At 65.0% G+C, this 19312-nt stretch carries 19 protein-coding genes and 1 pseudogene; 10 read left to right on the forward strand and 10 right to left on the reverse strand.

Annotation, left to right across the window (positions count from 1 at the left end):
- Window positions 1-252: 252 nt before the first annotated feature.
- The 3 genes from QTI33_RS31560 (at window position 253) to QTI33_RS31570 (ending at window position 2836) form a co-directional block, all read left to right on the forward strand.
- Window positions 253-1467, forward strand: a complete 1215-nt coding sequence (locus QTI33_RS31560; protein WP_286510514.1) for a multidrug effflux MFS transporter — start codon at window positions 253-255, stop codon at window positions 1465-1467.
- 89 nt (window positions 1468-1556) lie between these two features.
- Window positions 1557-2237, forward strand: coding sequence for a hypothetical protein (locus tag QTI33_RS31565; RefSeq protein ID WP_286510515.1), 681 nt, complete (start codon window positions 1557-1559; stop codon window positions 2235-2237).
- Between the two features lie 128 nt (window positions 2238-2365).
- Window positions 2366-2836 carry a hypothetical protein gene (locus QTI33_RS31570; RefSeq protein ID WP_286510516.1) on the forward strand — a complete coding sequence of 157 codons (471 nt, stop codon included), beginning with the start codon at window positions 2366-2368 and terminating at the stop codon, window positions 2834-2836.
- 40 nt (window positions 2837-2876) lie between these two features.
- Here QTI33_RS31570 and QTI33_RS31575 read toward each other — a convergent pair whose 3' ends face one another.
- Window positions 2877-3683 carry a hypothetical protein gene (locus QTI33_RS31575; protein ID WP_286510517.1) on the reverse strand — a complete coding sequence of 269 codons (807 nt, stop codon included), beginning with the start codon at window positions 3681-3683 and terminating at the stop codon, window positions 2877-2879.
- A 10-nt stretch (window positions 3684-3693) separates the two neighbouring features.
- Window positions 3694-5517 carry a caspase family protein gene (locus QTI33_RS31580; protein WP_286510518.1) on the reverse strand — a complete coding sequence of 608 codons (1824 nt, stop codon included), beginning with the start codon at window positions 5515-5517 and terminating at the stop codon, window positions 3694-3696.
- A gap of 182 nt (window positions 5518-5699) precedes the next feature.
- On the opposite strand from QTI33_RS31580, the gene QTI33_RS31585 reads away from it, so the two are divergent.
- Window positions 5700-7376 carry a CHASE2 domain-containing protein gene (locus tag QTI33_RS31585; RefSeq protein WP_286510519.1) on the forward strand — a complete coding sequence of 559 codons (1677 nt, stop codon included), beginning with the start codon at window positions 5700-5702 and terminating at the stop codon, window positions 7374-7376.
- A gap of 44 nt (window positions 7377-7420) precedes the next feature.
- On the opposite strand, the gene QTI33_RS31590 is transcribed toward QTI33_RS31585, so the two are convergent.
- Both QTI33_RS31590 and QTI33_RS31595 read right to left on the reverse strand, forming a co-directional pair.
- Complete coding sequence (locus QTI33_RS31590) at window positions 7421-7855, reverse strand: bacteriohemerythrin (RefSeq protein WP_286510520.1); 435 nt, start codon at window positions 7853-7855, stop codon at window positions 7421-7423.
- Between the two features lie 95 nt (window positions 7856-7950).
- Window positions 7951-8523 carry a helix-turn-helix domain-containing protein gene (locus QTI33_RS31595; RefSeq protein WP_286510537.1) on the reverse strand — a complete coding sequence of 191 codons (573 nt, stop codon included), beginning with the start codon at window positions 8521-8523 and terminating at the stop codon, window positions 7951-7953.
- A gap of 298 nt (window positions 8524-8821) precedes the next feature.
- Between QTI33_RS31595 and QTI33_RS31600 the strand changes: the two genes are divergently transcribed.
- Window positions 8822-9217: a hypothetical protein gene (locus QTI33_RS31600; RefSeq protein ID WP_286510521.1), complete on the forward strand. Its 396-nt coding sequence runs from the start codon at window positions 8822-8824 to the stop codon at window positions 9215-9217.
- Between the two features lie 374 nt (window positions 9218-9591).
- On the opposite strand, the gene QTI33_RS31605 is transcribed toward QTI33_RS31600, so the two are convergent.
- Window positions 9592-9978, reverse strand: a complete 387-nt coding sequence (locus tag QTI33_RS31605) for a MerR family transcriptional regulator (RefSeq protein ID WP_286510522.1) — start codon at window positions 9976-9978, stop codon at window positions 9592-9594.
- Window positions 9979-10054: 76 nt separating this feature from the next.
- On the opposite strand from QTI33_RS31605, the gene lipP1 reads away from it, so the two are divergent.
- Both lipP1 and QTI33_RS35215 read left to right on the forward strand, forming a co-directional pair.
- Window positions 10055-11026: a LipP1 family hormone-sensitive lipase gene (gene lipP1, locus QTI33_RS31610; protein ID WP_286510523.1), complete on the forward strand. Its 972-nt coding sequence runs from the start codon at window positions 10055-10057 to the stop codon at window positions 11024-11026.
- Between the two features lie 23 nt (window positions 11027-11049).
- Window positions 11050-11214 (forward strand): annotated as a pseudogene (locus tag QTI33_RS35215) (hypothetical protein); the annotation flags it as partial.
- Here QTI33_RS35215 and QTI33_RS31615 read toward each other — a convergent pair.
- The 4 genes from QTI33_RS31615 to QTI33_RS31630 form a co-directional block, all read right to left on the reverse strand.
- Window positions 11145-11336: a hypothetical protein gene (locus QTI33_RS31615; protein ID WP_286510524.1), complete on the reverse strand. Its 192-nt coding sequence runs from the start codon at window positions 11334-11336 to the stop codon at window positions 11145-11147. The pseudogene QTI33_RS35215 and the gene QTI33_RS31615 sit on opposite strands and share 70 nt — an antisense overlap.
- A 254-nt stretch (window positions 11337-11590) precedes the next feature.
- Window positions 11591-12166, reverse strand: coding sequence for a MarR family winged helix-turn-helix transcriptional regulator (locus tag QTI33_RS31620; protein ID WP_286510525.1), 576 nt, complete (start codon window positions 12164-12166; stop codon window positions 11591-11593).
- Window positions 12150-12773 carry a gamma carbonic anhydrase family protein gene (locus tag QTI33_RS31625; protein ID WP_286510526.1) on the reverse strand — a complete coding sequence of 208 codons (624 nt, stop codon included), beginning with the start codon at window positions 12771-12773 and terminating at the stop codon, window positions 12150-12152. The genes QTI33_RS31620 and QTI33_RS31625 overlap by 17 nt, the downstream gene beginning before the upstream one ends.
- 347 nt (window positions 12774-13120) lie before the next feature.
- Window positions 13121-14356 carry an MFS transporter gene (locus tag QTI33_RS31630; RefSeq protein WP_286510527.1) on the reverse strand — a complete coding sequence of 412 codons (1236 nt, stop codon included), beginning with the start codon at window positions 14354-14356 and terminating at the stop codon, window positions 13121-13123.
- Between the two features lie 140 nt (window positions 14357-14496).
- On the opposite strand from QTI33_RS31630, the gene QTI33_RS31635 reads away from it, so the two are divergent.
- Window positions 14497-15438 (forward strand): LysR family transcriptional regulator, encoded by a 942-nt coding sequence (locus tag QTI33_RS31635; protein ID WP_286510528.1) that lies wholly within the window; start codon window positions 14497-14499, stop codon window positions 15436-15438.
- A gap of 91 nt (window positions 15439-15529) precedes the next feature.
- On the opposite strand, the gene QTI33_RS31640 is transcribed toward QTI33_RS31635, so the two are convergent.
- Window positions 15530-16516: a quinone oxidoreductase family protein gene (locus QTI33_RS31640; RefSeq protein ID WP_286510529.1), complete on the reverse strand. Its 987-nt coding sequence runs from the start codon at window positions 16514-16516 to the stop codon at window positions 15530-15532.
- Window positions 16517-16612: 96 nt separating this feature from the next.
- Here QTI33_RS31640 and QTI33_RS31645 point away from each other — a divergent pair, with 96 nt between their 5' ends.
- Both QTI33_RS31645 and QTI33_RS31650 read left to right on the forward strand, forming a co-directional pair.
- Window positions 16613-17023: a winged helix-turn-helix transcriptional regulator gene (locus tag QTI33_RS31645; protein ID WP_286510530.1), complete on the forward strand. Its 411-nt coding sequence runs from the start codon at window positions 16613-16615 to the stop codon at window positions 17021-17023.
- 618 nt (window positions 17024-17641) lie between these two features.
- Complete coding sequence (locus QTI33_RS31650) at window positions 17642-18535, forward strand: alpha/beta fold hydrolase (protein ID WP_286510531.1); 894 nt, start codon at window positions 17642-17644, stop codon at window positions 18533-18535.
- Window positions 18536-19312: the final 777 nt, after the last annotated feature.

The following is a 19312-nucleotide window of genomic DNA, read 5'->3' on the forward strand; positions in this document are numbered from 1 at the left end:
CGGGCATCGTGGTGTTCGCTTCGTTCGGGGTACACATCCTCGTGGGCATTCTGGGCTCGCATCGTCTCCAAGCGCTCGCCGAGCGCTTCGACTGACCTTTGCGATGGTGGGGCATTGTCAACACCCGCCGCGTCCGCACCCCCGATGCGCCTGCTGCGCATCGGCCCAGGTCAGAATGGCCAGCAGCGAGCGCCCCGGTCGGCCATCAACAGACTTTCGCGGTCGGTCTTCGTAAGCAGATTTCAAACGCGCATGACCCCTTCGGCCAGCTTCCGCGAGCGCATCGCTCTCTATGCCTTCCTGACGTCGCTGACCTCGATCAGCATCGACGCGCTCTTGCCGGGGTTGCGCCAGATCGGGTCGGATCTCGGCGTCACGCCGCCACTGTCTACGCAGCACGTCGTCTCGCTGTTCATCTTCGGCATGGCCTTTGGCGAACTGCTTCTGGGCCCCCTGTCCGATGCCTTGGGGCGAAAGAAGGCGCTTGTCCTCGGCCTTGGTGTCTACGGGCTGGGCACCGCCATCGCCATGTGCGCCGGATCATTGGAAGCGGTGATCCTCGGCCGGTTTCTCCAGGGGGTGGGTGTGTCCGGACCGAAGATCGCGACGCGGGCCATGATCCGCGACCAGTTCGAAGGCGACGCGATGGCGCGCGTCATGTCCTTCATGTTCACGCTCTTCATCCTGGTGCCGATGCTGGCCCCCACCCTTGGCCAGCTGGTGATGGCGGTCGGGGGGTGGCGCAGCGTTTTCGCCATCTATCTCGTCATGGCGGGCCTGCTCGGCGTCTGGCTGGTGACGCGGCAGCCGGAAACACTGGATCCCGCCAGACGAATACCCTTCAGGCCGAAGCTGCTCGTGTTGAACGGGCGGCGCATCCTGTCGAACCGCCGTGTGGCGACCCTGATCATGGCGACCGGCCTGGTGTTCGGTGCGCAGCTGCTCTACCTCAGCACGGCCGCCGATCTCTTCCTGGATGTCTACGGCATCGCGAAAACCTTCCCCTTCTATTTCGCGGTGCTGGCTGCCGGAATCGGGCTTGCCTCGTTCCTGAACGCCAAACTCGTGCAGCGCTTCGGCATGGATGCCATGGCGCACCATGCCTTCGTGGGACTGGCTTCGGCAGGTCTTCTGATGTGGCTGGCGTCCACCGCCTGGCATGGACGACCGCCACTCGCCGTTTTCATGTCACTGAGTTTTACGGCGTTCTTCGCCATCGGGGTCCTGTTCGGCAACCTCAATGCCATGGCCATGCGCTCGCTCGGCCAGGTGGCAGGCCTGGGCGCGTCGTTGATTGCGTCCGGTTCGAGCTTTGTCGCAACGCTGTTTGCCATTGGCGTGGGGGCGTTCTACGACGGGACGACCCTCCATCTGTCGGCGGGTTTCCTTGTCTCGGGCATCGTCTCCCTGGTTCTGAACAGGCTGGCGGCGCAAGGCGACACGTCGCCGGTAGAGGCCATCCGGTAGGAAGGCGGCCAGCGGTCGCTCGGGTAAGCACCGAGAAACGGTGTGGCTGCCCAACGTAAGCTATTGGCCGCTTCACCGGAGGACTGCAAATGCGCCGCACCCATCGTCTGATGTCTGTCGTCTCGGCCGTCTCTGTGGCCGTCCTTGTCGTGTCCTGCGCCTCCGCGCCGAAGACCGGACCGATGAGCTTCTTCGTGACCAGCGTGAATCCGGGCGACGGCGCCAATCTGGGCGGCCTGGCAGGTGCGGATGCGCATTGCCAGAAGCTGGCGTCCGCCGTCGGTGCGGGCAATCGCACGTGGCGCGCCTATCTCAGCACGGGCTTCATCCCGCCCGGCACGGCCGCAGTGCACGCGCGCGACCGCATCGGCAATGGCCCGTGGTTCAACCAGAAGGGCGTGCTCATCGCCAGCAATGTCGCCGAACTGCATGGCGACAAGAACAACGTCAACAAGGAAACCGCGCTGAGCGAGAAGGGCACAGTGGCGAACGACCGCTCCAAGCAGCCCAACCAGCACGACATCCTCACCGGCACGCGACCGGACGGCACTGCGCCCGCGTCGTTCCCGAACCAGCCCGACATGACCTGCGGCGAGTGGACGAAGAACGGCGCCGGCTCGGCCATCGTCGGCCACTTCGACCGCTCGGGTCCCAGCCAGGACCCCTGGGCGGTGTCGTGGAACTCCTCGCACAACACCGCGGGCTGCGGCAAGGATGACCTGCCGAAGACCGGCGGCGCCGGGCTGTTCTACTGTTTCGCGGCAAATTGATCCCCTCGCCGGGCGCAGATCCGCTCGGCTGCATTCGGAGGAAACCGCGGCTTGCTGCAGCGCGGGGCGCAGCTTGCGCCGGGGCCCGCTACGATGGGAGCTGTCCGAGCTTCGACATGGAGACGCCCATGAGAGTCTTCCACCTGCACTTGTTGCCGCCGGTCCTGGCCCTGCTGCTGGCCGCCTGCGCCAGCGATCCGTCCCGCCTGGCCCTCGGCTCTTCGCGCGCCCAGACCCTGCAGCAGTTGGGCAAGCCGACCGCCACCTACCCGCTGCCCGATGGCGGCGAGCGCTTGCAGTATTCAACCGAGCCCTATGGCTACGAGGTCAACAACGTCGATCTGAACGCGGCCGGGCAAGTGGTGGCCGTGCGTTCCGAACTCGCCGCGCCGCTGGTCAACAACCCGATCCAGGTCGGCAAATGGCGCGAGGCAGAAATCCTGCGCACCTATGGAAAGCCCTTTCAAGTGACGCGTGTCGATTCCTTCGACGGCACGATCTGGAGCTGGCACATACAGCAGAACTACCTGCCGTACATGTTCTACGTCTACTTCGATCCGGCCGGCGTGGTGGTGCGTTACTCCGTCAGCCCTCAGTGACGCAGATCGGGCGCTGAAGGGCTCGCAGCGGGTCGCAGCCTCAGCGTCCCAGCGCCGCCTCGGTGATCTTGCGGGCCTCCCAGGCGTAGCCATCATCCGCCAGCAGCGTCGCGACGCGCAGCGTGCGCGCCAGCGCATCCGGTTCCGCGCCCACGTGCTGCTCGGCGGCGGTCCTCGCCGCGGAGAGCGTCTCCCCGTCCACCACCTGCACCTCGCCGGTCAGCGTTTCCGTGCCGTGGAGCACACGCCACTGCAGCCGCGCGCCCCGGGTGAAGAGCCCAGCCGGCAGCACCACGTCGCGGGCCGGCAGCGCCTGCCGGTAGATCACCTTGCCGCCGCTGGAGACCTCCACCAGCTTCAGGTTCGGGTCGGCCGCCGCCGCCAGCGGGATCCGCAAGCCTGCCGTGGGTTCGGCCATGCGGCCCGTGGGCATTGCCTCGCGCAGATAGTCGGCGTCGGCGCTGCGGGATGAGCCGCTCACCATCCGCTCATTGCCTTCCAGCACGGTCCGCACGATCGCGAGGATGTGCGTCCCGGAGCCGGCGCGGCCTTCGTCCGTGGCCGCCGCGGCGACCAGCGGACCGCGCGTTACCCGCGAGGCCTGCAGCCGGTCGGCCGGGGCATCCATCGGGTAGACGTCGACGTTGCCGCTCACCACGCGCAGCCGCTCGCACGCGTGACTCGTCAGCGCCTGCGGAAAGGGCTTGAACATCAAGCCCGAACGGTCGATCACGCGCGCCGTGTCGTCGTCACCGCGGTAAAGACACTGACGGGCGTGAGCCGCCGGCGCGGCCAGGCTGGCGGACAACAGGCATGCGCAAAGCGCGCTGCGGGCGAATGGCTTCATGGCGGCGGCATCAGGGTGCGTTGGCGGCGAAATAGGCGTCGCCGACCAGCGAGCTGACCTCGGTCGGCTCCTGGCGGTTGCGAGTCTCGGCCTTCACGGCCTCGCGCACGCGCTTGAACACCGTCTCGACGCTCTGACCCGGCACCGCGAGCTGGGCCGCGAAGTTCCTGGAGAAGATGCTGTTGCGGCCGGTACCGTCCTCGGCAGTGCGGCCGGGAGCGGTGGCGAACGCGATCAGTGTTCCAGCCGGTGGCCGCTTGACGGCCACCAAGCCGTTGCTCGCCAGGCCGCGGGTGGTGGCCGGCAGCGGGCTGTCGCGGCACGCGTCCAGCACAACCACTTTCACGCGCGGATTTGCCACGTCGAGCATCGCCGACACCTCGCCCAGCTGGAGGCCGCCGTCGTTGCGGACGTCCTCGAGCGTCTGCATCCTTCCATTGTCGACCGGCATCAGGATGTTCTCGCCGTCAGCCTGGATGGCGTGGCCCGCGTAGTAAAGCAGCGCCAACTCGGCGCCCTTGGCGCGGTTGGCAAAGTCGCGGATGGCGGTGGCCATGCGGGCAGACGTTGCGTTCTCCGCGATCGTCACGTCGAAGCCGATCCGCTTCAGCTGCGCGCCCACCAGGCGTGCATCGTTGACCGGATTGGCCAGTGCGCTGCGCTGGTAGGTGGCGTTTCCGATCACCAGGGCCACGCGGCGGCCGCTTGACGGCGCGACGGTGGCAGCCTGCATCGTCGCGGGCGTCGCCATCCGACTCGCCGTTGGCATGAAGGCCACCGGGTTCTCCCGAATCGCCACCTCGACCTGCGCCAGGCGCCGGTCGATCTGGCTGTCGGGCGCATTGCGCAGCTCGGAGGCACGGCGGTAAGTCTGGCTGGCCTTGAGCAGGTCGCCGCGCGTCTCGTAGCAGAAGCCCGTGTTGAAAGTGAGCGCCACCGATTCCTTGAAGTCGAGATAGAGCTCGTCGAAGCGGCGACAGGCCTCGTCCATGCGGCGCGCCTTGGCAAACTGCAGCGCAGCGTCGAAGGCCTCGCGGTTGGACGCGGGCAGGGCGGCGTCGGCCGTCATCATGTCCAGCGGACGCTGCTCGTAAGTCGGCGCGATGGTCCGCATGACGGCATCGCGCGCCGCGCTGGTCGCAGCCGCCACCAAGCCCTGCGTATCGGCCTGCGGCACGCCGTCCTCGTCGCTGCAGCGGCGGTACGAACTTTTGCCAGTCACAGTGTCGCTGAACAGCACCCTGCCATCGGCCACCCGGATCACCCGCATGCGCAGTGCTGCCAGCCCCTCGGTCTGCGTGCAGGTGACCTGGCGCTTGGTCTGCCGCTCCTTGGGGCACGACTTGAACAGCTTGGTGTCGCCCGAGCAGCCGTAGCGCTCTTCGGTGGTGTCGCTGCGCCGGGTGCTCGTATTGGCGCCGTTGATCAGCAACATCGCATCGACGCCCAGACCGCGACCGACCGTCACGAGCTGTGTGTCGGGCGGCACGCCGTTGAAGCGCGGGCCCAGCTTCACCCTCTCGAACCAGGGCCGTTCGTCCACCCGCAGCTTGTTCATCGACGCATCGAGGTCGACCGCCACCCACTGCGACAGCTCGGCACCATCGGCGGCGAGGCCGTACTTGCGCACCGAGGCCGCGTCGGCGCTGCGAGCCGGCACCAGGAATGTCACCTTCGGCGCGGAGATGTCGGCCAGGACGCGACCCAGGTCGCCCATCGCGTTGGGCGCGCAGCCCGCTATCAGTGCGAGCGAGGCCAGGGCGGCAGCGAGGAGAAGTGGTTTGCGAGAGCAGGCCCGTAACGATGAGCGGCGGGTATGAGCGTGCGTGGACATTCAGTGGCGTGACGAACGACGGGTGAGTGGGGCGGGGTGCGAGGACGGATTTTTGGCCGAATTGTTTCAGCAATCGTATCAATTGTTTCATATAGTTGCAGCCGCCGCGGGCGGCGCGTGACGCGCACTTCACGCCTGCGCATCCCATCCATCCGGCGCGCTCAGCGCGTACTCCATCCGACATGTCTTCCAACCCTTCACCTATTCAGCAGCTCCGCATCCCATCCGCGTTCTGGGAGTCTTGGGTCGGCAGCGTGGTGTTCTGCCTGCTCATGTCGGCGCTGGTCGCCTTCGTGCTGCAGCCGTTCAAGCCGGCCCTGCGTCAATTCGTCGACGCCACCGTGCAGACCTCGCTGCTGCACAAACTGCAGGACGTGGCCGCGGCGACGCAGCCGTGCGCGCCGGCGCAGACTTGTGTCCACGTGATCGGCATCGATGACGACGATTACCGCAACCTGTTCCGGCAGCGCTCGCCGCTTGACCCCGGGCTGATCGAAGGCCTGGTAGAGCGCCTGCGCGAAGCGCCGCCGCGCGTGCTGGCGATCGACCTGGATTTGTCTCCAGCCGACGATGCCGAATGGCCGGCGCGCAGGCGTCTGCTCGCGTCGCTCGAAGCGCTGGCGAAGACGACGCGGGTGCTGATGGTCTGCCCAAAGGGCTTCGATGTCGGCAATCCCGGCCCTCTCGACCACGAATGGGTGGCGCTCGCTGGTCGCAAGCTCGAGTTCGTCAGCGCCGCCGTCTCGCGCGATGGTCTGTACTACTCGCGCGAAGGCGCGCTCGAGACGCTCGGCGTGGCCGCCTGGCGCGCGGCGTCGGGCAATGGCGAGCGGATCGACGGGTCGCGTGCGGGCGGCGTCGCGCGCGACTGGGCCAGCGCATGCATGGCCGCGGCCGACCCGTCCGTGGACATCGAGACGGCCCAGCTGGTTCGACCGCGCCTGACCGCGGCGTCCAGCTTTGCGCAGGCGATGGAGACGCCGCAGACATTCCGCGACGGCATCGTGTTCCTCGGTGGCCGCTGGGGCAGCGCCGACATGTTCTGGCTGCGCGGCGTCGACTTCCCGGTACACGGCATCAACCTGCATGCATGGGTCACGCAGACCGAACGCCAGCCGCCGTTCGCGCCTTCGGCTGCGACCACCACCGTCATCGACGTGCTGATCGGCTTGGCTTCGGGCGGCGTCTTCAAGCTCCTATGGTCCGCGATCGGCGGTGCCAAGGATTCGTTTGCGCTGCGCTCTTTGCTGTACTCGCTGTTCCTGGCCACAGCGATCCTGCTGCCGATTTTCTGGGTGACGTCCGCCGCGAAGCTGGCCGAACTCGGGGTCGTGCTCGGAGCGGCCGGCATGATCCTGTCGTCGGCCGTCGATGTGTTCCTGTCGACGCACGAAGGAGTGCTGTCGGGCGGTCACGAGGACGGAGGTCACGCCAAGGGCGACGGCGCGCAGGCCGCCCGGCCCGGCCGCTGGGTCGCCCGGGTGTTAGGCACCGTTGCGTTGGTCGCCGCCGGCGCTGCGATTGCGGCGGGTGATGCCGTCGTCGGCTGCGCGGTGGCGGGCGTGGCGGCCGGACTCGCGCTGGCACTGCTTGATGCAGGCCGACACGAACGCGAAGATCCGGATGAGAAGGATGAGAAGGACAAGAAGGATAAGAAGAATGAGAAGCCGATCGACCTACTTGCCCGTCTAGGCTGGTTGGCTTTCCTTGTCGCCGTGTTCTGGCACGTCGCGCACGAGGAGTTCGGCCCGTCGGCCTGGGCGCTGCTCGCAGGCTTCGCGGTGTCCGCCGCCGTCGTGAGGATCGCCTATCGGCACGGGCGGACTTCCTCGCGGCCGGCGGAGCCGCACTCGGCGTAGCTGCAACGGGCCCATCTGCGACACCGACTGCCAGCCACCCGTGCTCAGCCGGACACCCGCATCAGCGCCCCTTCACGCAAACCGTCATCCCCCCGGTTTGCTGGCTCGAAGCGCGCCCCGCGCAGATGCAGCGCCAGCGCCGCATCCATCGACTGCACGTGCTTGTGATACCAGTCGCGGAACTGCCAGGCCATCTGCCGCACCTGCAGCAGCTGGCCCTCACGGGCCTGCACGACGCCTTCGCGCATGACCTCCAGCACCACCCGGTGCTGCAGCGTGTGGTCCTTGCGGCAGGAGAAGCGGGTGGCGTGCATCCACTCGTCCTCGCGCGCGAAGCTCTCGGCCGCCAGGTCGACCACCCGCGCCCAGGCGGCCGGCAGCTCGGCGTCGCCGGCTTCGTCGACGCGCTTCAACAGGGCCGTGAACTGCTCGTGCGCCCGGTCCATGAAAGGCAATTCGAGCGAAAGCGAGGCTGCCATGTGTCTTCTCCTCATTGAAAGACACAAGGCTAGTCCTCCCGCGCGCGGGACTCATTGACCTGCGACAAGCATCGCGGCAGGCCGCGACCGCAGGCCTAGTCGCGAAAGGTGAAGACGACGGAGAGATACGACACCGGCTGCGTGCCGAGTTCCTCGATGCCGTGCAGGGTGGTGGCGTCGAAGAGCAGCGAATCGCCGACGCGCAGCTTCACGCGCCGGGGCCCATAGCGGTAGGTGACTTCGCCCGACAGAAGATAGAGAAACTTCAAGCCCGAATGCTGAAAAGCCGCATGGGGTTGGGCGTCGGCTTCCAGCACGACGAGGTAGGGCTCGACGAACAGGTTGCCCGAGAGCACATGGCCGAGCAACTCGTAGCGGTAGTTGGCGACGGCGCCCAGGCGTTCCACCCGAAGGCCCTGGCCCGAAGGCACATGGCTGAAATCGTTGCGGTAGCGGTGCTCGGCGAAGAGGCGCGACATCGGAACGTCCAGGGCGTCGGCCAGCCGATGCAATGTCTCGACGGAGGGCGAAACCATGCCGTTCTCGATGCGCGAGAGCATGGAGCGCGAGACGCCGGAGCGCTTCGAGAGATCCACACACGTGACGCCTGCGACCTGGCGCAGGCGTTTCACCTGGGTGCCGACGATCACGGCGGTCTTGCTGCGGATGGTCTTGGGCTTGGGCGTCGGCCGGTAGAGCGACGGCGGCAGCCTGAGGGGGCGCGCGGTCGGGAAGGGGGAGGGGACGGGGCGGGGCTTCATGGCTCGGGCGTTCCTGTCCGAGCCTTGTCGTTGCAAGGCATTTGGTCTCCTCCCTCTAGCAAGATTGGCAAGTCGCTTCGACGGTCAGCTAACACGCGGATGTTCGCCTGAGCGTCAACGCATTCGATTTCACTTTAGCAGATGAATGGGAAACTTAGCAATCTCGTGGGAATGATAAAAATCAACTGCTCGTGACAATCGTTCGGTGCAATCCCGAGTCAAAGAAGCAGAATCCTTTTCCGAGCGCTTGCGGGTTGCAATGGCCAGGCACGGCTACAAGGAATTCGGGGCGACGGCGCTCGCCGAGGCGCTGTCGCCGGCTTTTCCGTCAGGGCTCAGCGTACAGACCACGCACAACTGGGCATCGGGCAAGTCAGTCCCGCGAGCGGACCGCATCGCGTTGATCGCGAAGCTGCTCGATGTGTCACCGCATTGGCTCCAGCACGGGCGAGATCCGCAAGGCGAACGAAAGAGTCTTAGGACGCTGGATGGGGAGATCAGCGGGAAGGCGTTCGCTGAGCGGTTTCATGCGCTGACGGCAGAGCAGCGGCGGATTATGTTGGCGTTGTTGCATGAGTTTGAGCGTGGGAGGGCAAGGTGACCTGCGGCGAGAGCGTGGGGGCCGAGAGGCGATGGGTCCATTGGCCGATCGATTCATTGGGTGGGACTTCTGCTGAGCAGCGGAGGCCGTCGTTCGGTTCCATTGCCCAACAGACAGCACCCGGCCAGGAACGGAAGTTCAACCGCAGAGCAATCTGCGTCGGGAAACAGGCGCAAAGCAGTCATGAGGCGTGCACCTCGCTCGTCGGCTCCGTGCCCTAAGCGGACTGCCGGACGACCAGTTGTGGTTGTGCCAGGAAGACCTGCCGAGCGCGCGTCGGATCTTGAATGTGATGTGGCGCAACGCATTTTGAAAAGCTTTTCGAACTGGCCGATGCCTGGGGGTTCTGATCGATCCAAAGCTCGCCTCGGTACTCACTGCTTCGGCTCATCGATATAGGCCTTGAACTTGGGACACTCCACAAGCGGCTCGTGCCTGCAAATCGCCGCGTGGCGCAAGCTGTTTCGCATCCGGATGAGCTGTGCAATCTGTGCGTCAAGTTCTCTCGCGCGCTGCCCCATCTGCTTTCGAAGCTCGACATCACCAGGGGTCGCCACAAGGAAGCGGCCGATCTGGGCCAGTGTGAACCCCGCGGCTCGCGCGCAGTTGATCAGCGCCAATCGAGCGAGCACATCGGGCTCGTAGGTTCGGCGCAATCCATTGCGACCGATTGATCGGATCAGCCGCCGCCGTTCGTAGTATCTGAGCGCCGACGCGGTGAGGCCCGAACTCCGAGCGACTTCTGCTATGTCCAAAAACATGGCCTTGACTTGAAGCGTGGTTCAAGTTGCATAGTCTAGTCGCTCATTCAACTCAAGCACATCGAAGGACTTTGAAATGGCACTCGACCCACAAGTGGCTACGCATCTGCAGCGACTCGCAGCAACTGGCTTTGCCAGCATGCACACCCTCCAACCCGGGCAGGTCCGCGAAGGAATGCGCCGGATGGCGCAGGCGCTCCCGCCCGGGAAGCCGGTTCGACAAATCGACAACCGCACCATCTCAACGGACGCTGGCGATCTTCAGGTTCGCATTTACCACCCCGACGTGCAAGGCGCGCGACCGGTCATGGTGTTCTGTCATGGGGGAGGCTTCGTATTGGGGGATCTCGATACTCACGACGGCTTGGCGCGCTCGCTCGCTCTTGCCACGGACTGCATCCTAGTGTCGGTGGACTACCCCCTATCCCCGGAGAACAAGTATCCTGCCGCGCGAAACGCTGCCTACGCGGCAACACAATGGGTGTCGCAGCATGCGTCCGAGCTCGGCGGTGACCCGTCACAACTGGTGGTGGCAGGCGATAGTGCGGGCGGCAACCTTGCCGCCGTCGTTGCCTTGATGGCCCGCAACTCGGGCGGGCCGGAAATCTGCTTTCAGTTGCTGATCTACCCCGATCTCGATTTCCGCCGTTCGAACGGCTCGATCCAGGCCTTCGCCGGCCAGTACGGCAATGTCAGTCGCGAAACTCAGGACTGGTTCATGGACCACTACCTAAACAGCGAGGAGGAGAAGCTAGAACCGCTGGTATCACCGCTGCTGGCCGAGGATCACGCTCATTTGCCTCCGGCACTTGTTGTCACGGCGGAGTATGACGCCCTGCGCGACGAAGGAGAGGCCTACGGACACAAACTGCAGCGCGCCGGCGTCGACACGGTCGTGATGCGGTGTGAAGGAATGATCCACGAGTTCCTAAGGTGGCCGTTCGATGCGAGCCATCGAGCGTTGCAGGAAATAGGACATGCCGTTCGTGACGGCCTTCGGCGCCACGGGGCGGTAGGAGTGCGTGACGCCAAGTCGAACTTTGAATGACGACTGCTGCCCACTTGGATGTGATGAGCGGGCATTCGGGTTTCTCAAGCTGGAAGCTCACTCGCCTGCATCACCTGGTGGTGTGCTTCGCGCGGCAGCACATCCGCATCCAGAACCCCTACTTTCTCCCCGACAGCGAGGCAATCGATGCGCTGTGCGCGGTGGCGAAGCGCGGCGTCGACATGCGAGTGATGATGCCGTCGGCCGAAGCTTCCGACATGCCCGTGGCGCAGCACGCCGCGCACCGTAACTCCACCAGCTGCTCGCCGGCGGCGTGCGCATCTTCGAGTACCAGAAGTGCCTGCTGCACTGCCGGCCAACTACGACTCCGAGGCGAAATTGGAAACCAGAGCCCCCTGCTGCACTACCTAGAAGTGCAACGCCAAGCTGGCCGCATCGACCCCGGACACTCCATGGTCGGCAAGCCCGGCCCGGGTGTTAGCCGCCAGTGTGTGGGGACGGCTTCTGATGCGCATGGAGAGGCAATGCCAACGGGTCGGTTGCAGTCAATATCGATGAAATATCGCAGGTCATCGGACGAGCACAATCGCAGCGGTGATCGCCTCATGCGATTCCGTCCCCGGCAGCTCGGCGCCAGGCATCCGGATCGATTCCCGCGTCACGTTCCATGGCCGAGGCCCGGGTGCCGATGCTGCACGCCGCGCCAGTGCACACCCCGTGGTGGCAGAAGCGGCACACGTGCCGGGCATAGGCCCGATCCGTCACGGGCGCGACGAGAATCTTGCTCACGAGGCGCTCGAACTCGGCACGCTCCGGCGCATCGAGCGCTTGCAGCAGGCGCGTCAGAAGCTGCTCCCGCCTCAGCTGAAGCGCGTTCGCGCGCCGCCGTCCCGAGACCGTCAGGTCGACCCTGACCTCGCGACCGCTGACGGCGGTGCGCCGGACGAGACCTCGTGCGACCAGGCCGTCGATGAGCCTCGTCGTAGCCGGCTGGGATAGGCCCAGAATGCCGGCCAGCGCGACCACGCGCAGCTCCGTCCAATGGAGCATCGTCAACAGCGTAGCGGCCGTTGACGCGGACTCCTCGCCGAAGCCGCGGGTGACGACCTGCTCCAGGGTGGCCCAAAGCGCGCCCAGCTGGTTGGCCTGCAGGGCCGCGGCATCAGCCGGCCTGCTCATCGCACACCGGGTGGTCGTCCGCGTGGCACGTGCGCAGGGAGCGGGCGTACCTAGGCATCAACTCCGCCATCATGGACGCGCCCGCCGGCGGACGCTCCGTGCCGAACACGAACCTAGGAAAGTCCAGCGGCTTCTGGATCGCCCAGATGTCGTCGTGCTGTTCGGCGGGCAAGATGCGCGCCGGCGTGCCCACCGCCACCCAGCCGATTGGCACGGTGGCGTGGGCGGGAAGGGTCGTCCTGAGGTGGACCACGCCGTTGATGCGAACCTCCGCTCCTTCACCCAGATGTGCGCCCGAGAAGATGGTCGCACCCGTCGCGAGAAATACGTCGCTATCGACGCGGCAGCCGACCAGGTGGGCGCGCGGACCGACCAACACGTGGTCGCCGAGCACCGTGTCCAGCTTCGGTACGCCACGGATGACGGCCGAGTCCATCACGACGCAATGCGCGCCGATGCGGATCGGGCCGCCCTCGTCCACGATGACCGCGTGATGCCCGATGTAGCAATTCGGGCCAATCTCGACGTCCCCGGAGATCACCGCGGAGTGCGCGACCCGGGCTTCGGGATGAATGCGGGGTGACTTGCCCCGGGACACATAGTTCATTTGAAAGTCTCCGTTAGGAAAGTGTCAAGCGTGATTGCGCGTCGGCGATGCCCGCTCGGCACATTCGTTGTGTGTCGCCTCGAGTAAGCCACCCTCAGATGCATGTGAAATACATGCATGCATGCATCATGCATGCTTAATGCAATCTTCGCAACCGAGGCACGCAAGGGCAACGCTGCGAATACGGCGACGACCGGACCTACCCGACTACGCCACATTCAGTTACGGAGCCTTCCGCCGCACTGCCCCGCGCCGATCCCCGACTGCTGTCGGTAGTGGCCCTTCGGGATGACGAGGCCGAAGTCGCCGAGCAGGCTACGAATCAGGTTCCGTCATCTACGCAAAGTTCACGCCTTTTGACGTGCGACGTGGAGCGCGGACAACGCGACACTGCAGAGAAGAACCCCCGCAAAGGTAGTGGCGCCGCCACGCAGGCCGAAGGTGTCTATCGCAAGCCCGCTCAGCATCGGCAGCACACCGGCACTGACGTACGCGCCCATGTTCAGAAGCGAGATGGCCTCGGCACGACGCGTCTCCGGCACGTGGAGGCTGATCAGCGTCAGGCCGCCAAGTTGACCGAGGCCCTGACCGGCACCGGCGAGGATTGCGGCTGCAACCAGGAGCACCGGGTTGGAGAAATAGATGGCACCCAGCAAGCCGACCATTGCGCCGGCTGTCGCGGTACAGCTCAGGAAGAACATGGCGCGCACCGACACGCCGCGCCCCGCGAACTGCACGCCCGTGGCGGTAAGAAACATGGCGCAGGCGGTCAGTCCGGCCACAAGCGGACTGGTAACGCCGAGCAGCCGGGACAGCAGTGACGGGCCCAGGGCCAGCACGAAGGAAGTTGCCGTCAGCCCTGGCGCAAACACGGCCGCGCCCTGGATCAGGTGCGCGCGATTCGCAGTCGGAATGGTCGGCAGGCGCAAGGCGAAGCGGTCGATGCCAGTCGCGGCGCAAGGCCTTGGATGGCGGCGAAGCGGCAGCGTCGCCACGACAACCGCGGCCAGCACGACAAGCGCTGCCTCGATGGCAAAGATCATCGGGATAGGCGAATGTGCCCATTGCGCGACCATGCCAGCACCCAAGGGGCCGAGGCCGGCGCCAATGACCATCGCGACCGACGCCGCGAGCGAGGCCTGGCGCTTGCGTGTGTGGCCACCGACGTCCATCACAGCCGCCATTCCAGCCGAAACGATGACGCCCACAGCCGCTCCAGTGAGGAAGCGGCCAGCCAACAGCGCGCTTATGGAGCCCGCGGTCGCGAAGAGCGCGCAGGCCACGAGCGCGCTCACGAGGCCGGGCAGGAGGACGGGTCGGCGCCCCAGTCGATCGGAGAGCTGGCCGGCGACGGGCAAGGTCACCAGCAAGCCGAGGATGTACGCGGCAAAGATGGCCGTCAGCGTGCCCGAGGAAAAGCCGAACCTGTGCTGCCACAACATGTAGAGCGGAGTCGCGGAATTGGACAGAACGAATACCGCGGTGATGACGCCGGATGCCAGAAGAATGGAACGCCCGCTGGACGATGCGTCCTCGCATGTGGGGGGGCCGGAGCGCTGTGATGGAAGAATGACGGTGTTCATGACGGTGCTTTGGAAAGACGAGATGTCGATGCAGCTACTGTGGTGACAAAGGCCGGCATTGATAAGCCGTTGTTTTCCAAACGGGCCTTGTAGCCGCGCTACATAATCGGCCGGGTGCGCATTGCTGCCACCCCCTTTGAGTGATCGAAAAAGAAATGCGCCAGGAAAATCTTGAAGGCCTCGTGGCGTTCGTCCAGGTGGCCGAGACCCGCAGCTTCTCAGGGGCCGCGGCACGCATGGGGCTCACGCCGTCAGCGGTCAGCCAGTCGATCCGGCAGCTCGAGCAACGCGTGGGGATTGCGCTCTTCACGCGCACGACCCGTAGCGTCCGATTGACCGAAGCGGGTGAGAAATACCTGCAGCGCGTGCGTCCCGCGGTCCTGGAACTCGATCAGGCAGCAGACGCGCTCGGTCAGACAAATGCGCGTCCGACGGGCACGCTGCGCCTGAACGTGCCCCGTGTCGCTCACATGGTTGTGCTGCAGCCGATTCTTCGCAGCTTTCTCGATGTGTATCCCGAGGTCAGCATCGAGATCTCGATCGACAGCACATTGATCGATCTCGTCGAAGGCGGCTTCGACGCTGGCATCCGGTACAGCGACATCGTCGAGCGCGACATGAACGGTGTTCAGGTCGGGCCGGCGATGACGCGGCGCGTGGTCGCCACGGCGGAGCATTGGGCGAGGTATGGCCTGCCGTCCACGCCAGGCGACCTGCTGACGCATCGCTGCATTGGCTTCCGATACAAAAGCAGTGGCGCCCTTGAACGATGGGCCTTCGTGCAAGACGGCAAGTCGTTCTCCCTGTCTCCAACGAATGCTCTGGTCGTCAATGACGTTGCCTCGATCGTGCAGGCGACATTGGACGGCATCGGCGCCGCCTACGTCACGAGCTGCTACGTCGATGGGCTGGTGGAGCGTGGCCGCCTGGTGCGTGCGCTCGACGACTGGATGCCATCGCTTCCCGCACTGACCCTCTACTATCCAGGCCGTCGGGGTGTCACGCCAAAACTTCGCGCGCTCATCGACTTCCTGAAGAAGCGCAGCGGCGAACCGGCGGGGCTCGACGCTATGCTGTGCTGAACGAGCACCTCCGAAGGCTGGTGCCTTGGGCAAAGCTCCGATGAAGGGAACCTGTTCAGGAGTACGCGTCGCCGCTGGTGCGGGTCTGCTCTCAAGGCACCAGCACGACCTTGCCGCGCGTGCGCCGCGACTCGATGGCCGCGTGCGCGGCGGCCGCCTGATCCAGGCTGAAGCGTTCCGCGGGCAACAGCTTGAGCATCCCGCTGGCGGCACGTTCGAACAGCTCGGCTAGATCTGCCGCCAACGTCTCGGGCTTGAGCAGCGGCAGCAACGCGAAGCCGCGCAGCAATTGGTTCTTTTCGAACATGGCTTCCAACTGCTGGGGCATCAGCGCAAAGCGGTTCAGGGCCGCGAACATCAGTTCGCCGCCATCCTTGAGCGCATCGAGGGCCTCCGCCGTGAAAGAGCCGCCCACCGTGTCGCAGATCAGATCGACGCTACCGCCGGATTCCCGCAAACGCGTAGCCCAACCTGGTCGCGTGTGATCGATTCCGACATGCGCACCGACCGCGATGGCCGCTTCGATCTTCGCGGGCGAGCCGGCGACTGCGATGATGTGTTGTGCGCCGGCGGCCGCAGCAAGTTGCACGAGCAGCGACCCTACGCCGCCAGCAGCGGCGCTGATCAGCACCGTCTTGCCCGATGGCCGGCTCTGGCGCACGAGATGCCATGCGGTGAGGCCTTGGATCATCAACGCTGTGGCGTCCTCGAAGGCGAGACCAGCGGGCAGCCTGATGACCGACGTCGCTTCGGCCACGACGTATTCGGCGTAACCGCCTGACGGCCGTCCCAGCGCAAACAGCGGCACAGCCACGCGAGCGCCAATCCACCCGGCATCGACGCCCGCCCCCACAGCATCCACTTCGCCGGCCACCTCGACACCGGGCACCATGGGTAGGGCAGGTGCGGGCGGGTAGCGTTCCTGCCGAACCAGCGTCTCGAAGAAGTTAACGCCTGCTGCCCGGACCCGGACACGCAATGCGCCGGACGGAAGCGCGGGCATGGGGAGCGTCACCTGCCGCAGGACCTCTGGGCCGCCGAAACGGTTGAAGTGGACTGCTTTCATCATCATGGTCATGGATTTCCGTGGTGTGCTGAACGAGCGGCGGATTCTTCAGTACATTCGCGGGAACGAATAGCCACTCTTTGGTGGCTTACTTACCTTCAGGTAACCATGGCGGAAACGACCAAGAAATTGCCGAGTCTTCCGGCAGAGCGCGCACTCAAAGTGATCTCTGGGCGTTGGAAGGCCGTGATCCTGTACCACTTGTTCGACCAGCCCAAGCGCCTGTCCCAATTGGCCCGCCTGATTCCGGCGGTGAGCCAGAAGGTGCTCGTTCAACAACTCCGCGAAATGGAGGAGCACGGGTTGGTGAAGCGTGAAATTTTCCGCGAAGTGCCGCCGCGAGTTGCATATTCGGCCACAGCACTCGGACTCAGCCTCGAGCCGGTGTTGCTGGCGTTGTGCGAATGGGGCCAGCACCACGCGAGCGCACTCGACGAACTTGATCAAACGGCCCATTGCATCATCCGGCCAAGGTGCCCCAGTCGCACGCGGTCTGATCGCGCTGAATGCCACCCTTGAACTCAGAGCTCGACCGCTGAGTAGTTGCAAGTCCGACGCGGAGTCGATATAGCAGTTCGGCCCGAGGGCCGGCGTCGGGCCCTCGACGCGCCAGCGCGGTCAGACGAAGCGCAACATTCAAATTGCGGAGGCCACGGAGGGAATTACCGAGCCCAGGCCTGGCGCCTGAGAGGATGGCCGCCAGAGCCTGCAGGCGGCTGCGGTCCTTGAGGGCTCAGCCATCGAATGTCACCTGACCGCGCCCAAGCGGTCAGCAGCCGCGACGGCATTCGGCCGGTGCGTGCCCGTTGCGGTCCTTGAGCTAGGCGCGAAGCGGGCGCACGGGAATGGCCGCTGGCTAGGCGGACGTTGCGCAAGTGGCGACCTCAGAAGGCGAACGTCCGGGATGACTTGCTCAGCGTGAGAAGGAGTTGTCCGCCAGTAGCGAATATTGAGCGCTTAGGCGACCATTTCATACCACGCTGGGGTTGGACTTGAGCGCAAGCGATCGGGTGAATGTGCGGGTGGAAATACGGGCGAGTTTGCGGATCAGTTCCACTCGAACACGGCTGCGCTCAAGGCTAAGCTTAGGTTCTGAAGACCAAGTCTCATCGGAAAAACCAACGACAAGGAGACTCGATGACCTACGTCATGAACAAGGGATGCGCAATCCACTACGAGACAAGAGGCCCCCTGGAAGGCCAGCCCATCGTGCTAATCGCCGGGATGGGCGAGCAGATCGGCAGCGTGGAATACCCGGATGAGCAATGCGAGCAATTTGTTCGCGCGGGGTATCGCGTGATCCTCATGGACAGTCGGGACTGCGGTCTCTCGGTTCCGATGCCAGACTATCCGTGCGTCGACGTCCTGGCGACGCTGGCTGCCGCGCGGGCAGGCGTGCCTGTGTCCTGCCCCTACACCCTGCCAGACATGGCCGACGACGTCGCTGCCGTTCTGGATGACTTGAAGGTTGAGCGTGTCGATGTCGCTGGTGCATCGCTCGGCGGGTTTGTTGCTCGTTGGGTGGCCCTCCGGCATCCCAAGCGCGTGCGAAGCCTCACGGTCGTGATGAGCGGAAGCGGGGGCCAAGTTGAAGATCGGCAGGCAGGAAAGGAGCGGCTTGGCGCATTGCTGCAGATGACCGTGCGCCGAGACCGCAATGCTGCCATCGAGCAGGGCGTAGCCGACTGGCGGTGGATGTGGGCAGACCGGTTCGACTTCGACGAAGCGTGGGTTCGCGCGCGCATCGCCTACGCGTTCGACCGCTCGTATCGCCCCGAGGGCATGGGCCGTGCGATCTTGGCCGTGGGAGTGTCGCCGGACCTGTTTGAAGCGCAGAAGGCAATTTCATCCCCCACCTTGATCATTCATGGAAGCGCCGACCCGGTGTTTGCTCCGGAGCAGGCTCGACACATGCAACAACAGATCAGGAACTCCGAGCTATGGCTGGTCGAGGACATGGGACATTCCATGCCCAGAGAGATCTGGCCAGAGATGGTTCGACGCATTGCCGAACTCGGAGTATCAACATGACCACCGCCAGTGCTGCCGCGCGAGACTTGGCCAGCATCTAGTCTGCGGGCAGACGCCTAGGTAGTGCGGAGACAACGATACCCTGGGCTGCGACCCGGTTCGCCGTGTAGACCCTACGTAAGGCTGCATCGCAGCGAATGCCGACCTCGAGGCTAAGGCTGCTTGCAGGCGGTGAGCTGTCATTCCCTGTTGGGCTCGTAAAAGACTGCAGAGGGCCCTTTGCGGAAGTAATGCTCTCCCGAAAGCGGACGTTCTGACAGGTGATCTTCGAGCCCTGACGGTCGTCAGGCCTTGGGTTGGATGGTAGAAGGGTCCGGAAGCGTAGATGGTCGCTCCGAGTAGTTGTAGAGCTCAAGGTGGGCAAGTCCGGTTGATGTGGCCCAGACGATGACTCCGATCTCGTCTCCGTCCACTGCGCGGCCTACGCCGTCCGCGACCCGATGTTGGGTTGCGGCCCATTCCTCGGTCGAGAAAAAGACGCTCGCGCAGCCGCAATCGCACTTGCCTACGACGCGCAGGGTTGAGCCTAGGTACTGATCGTCAACGGCAATGCCATCCCCAAATGGTGCCTGCCGAATTGCTGCCGAGACCACGGCAACTTCAGCCGGCGTAAGGAGGCGAGGGTCAAGCGCAATCATTGGCGTGTTGAGTGGAATGTCCGGTGGTGGCCGAGGCTGTGTGGAAACTCCCTTGATGGTCGCCTATATTGAGCCAACCCGTCTGAACGAGGTGGTGGTCCATGAAGAGATTCATCGAAGGCGAAGACCGACAGCAGGT

Source organism: Variovorax davisae, assembly GCF_030316845.1.
GTDB lineage: Bacteria > Pseudomonadota > Gammaproteobacteria > Burkholderiales > Burkholderiaceae_C > Variovorax > Variovorax davisae.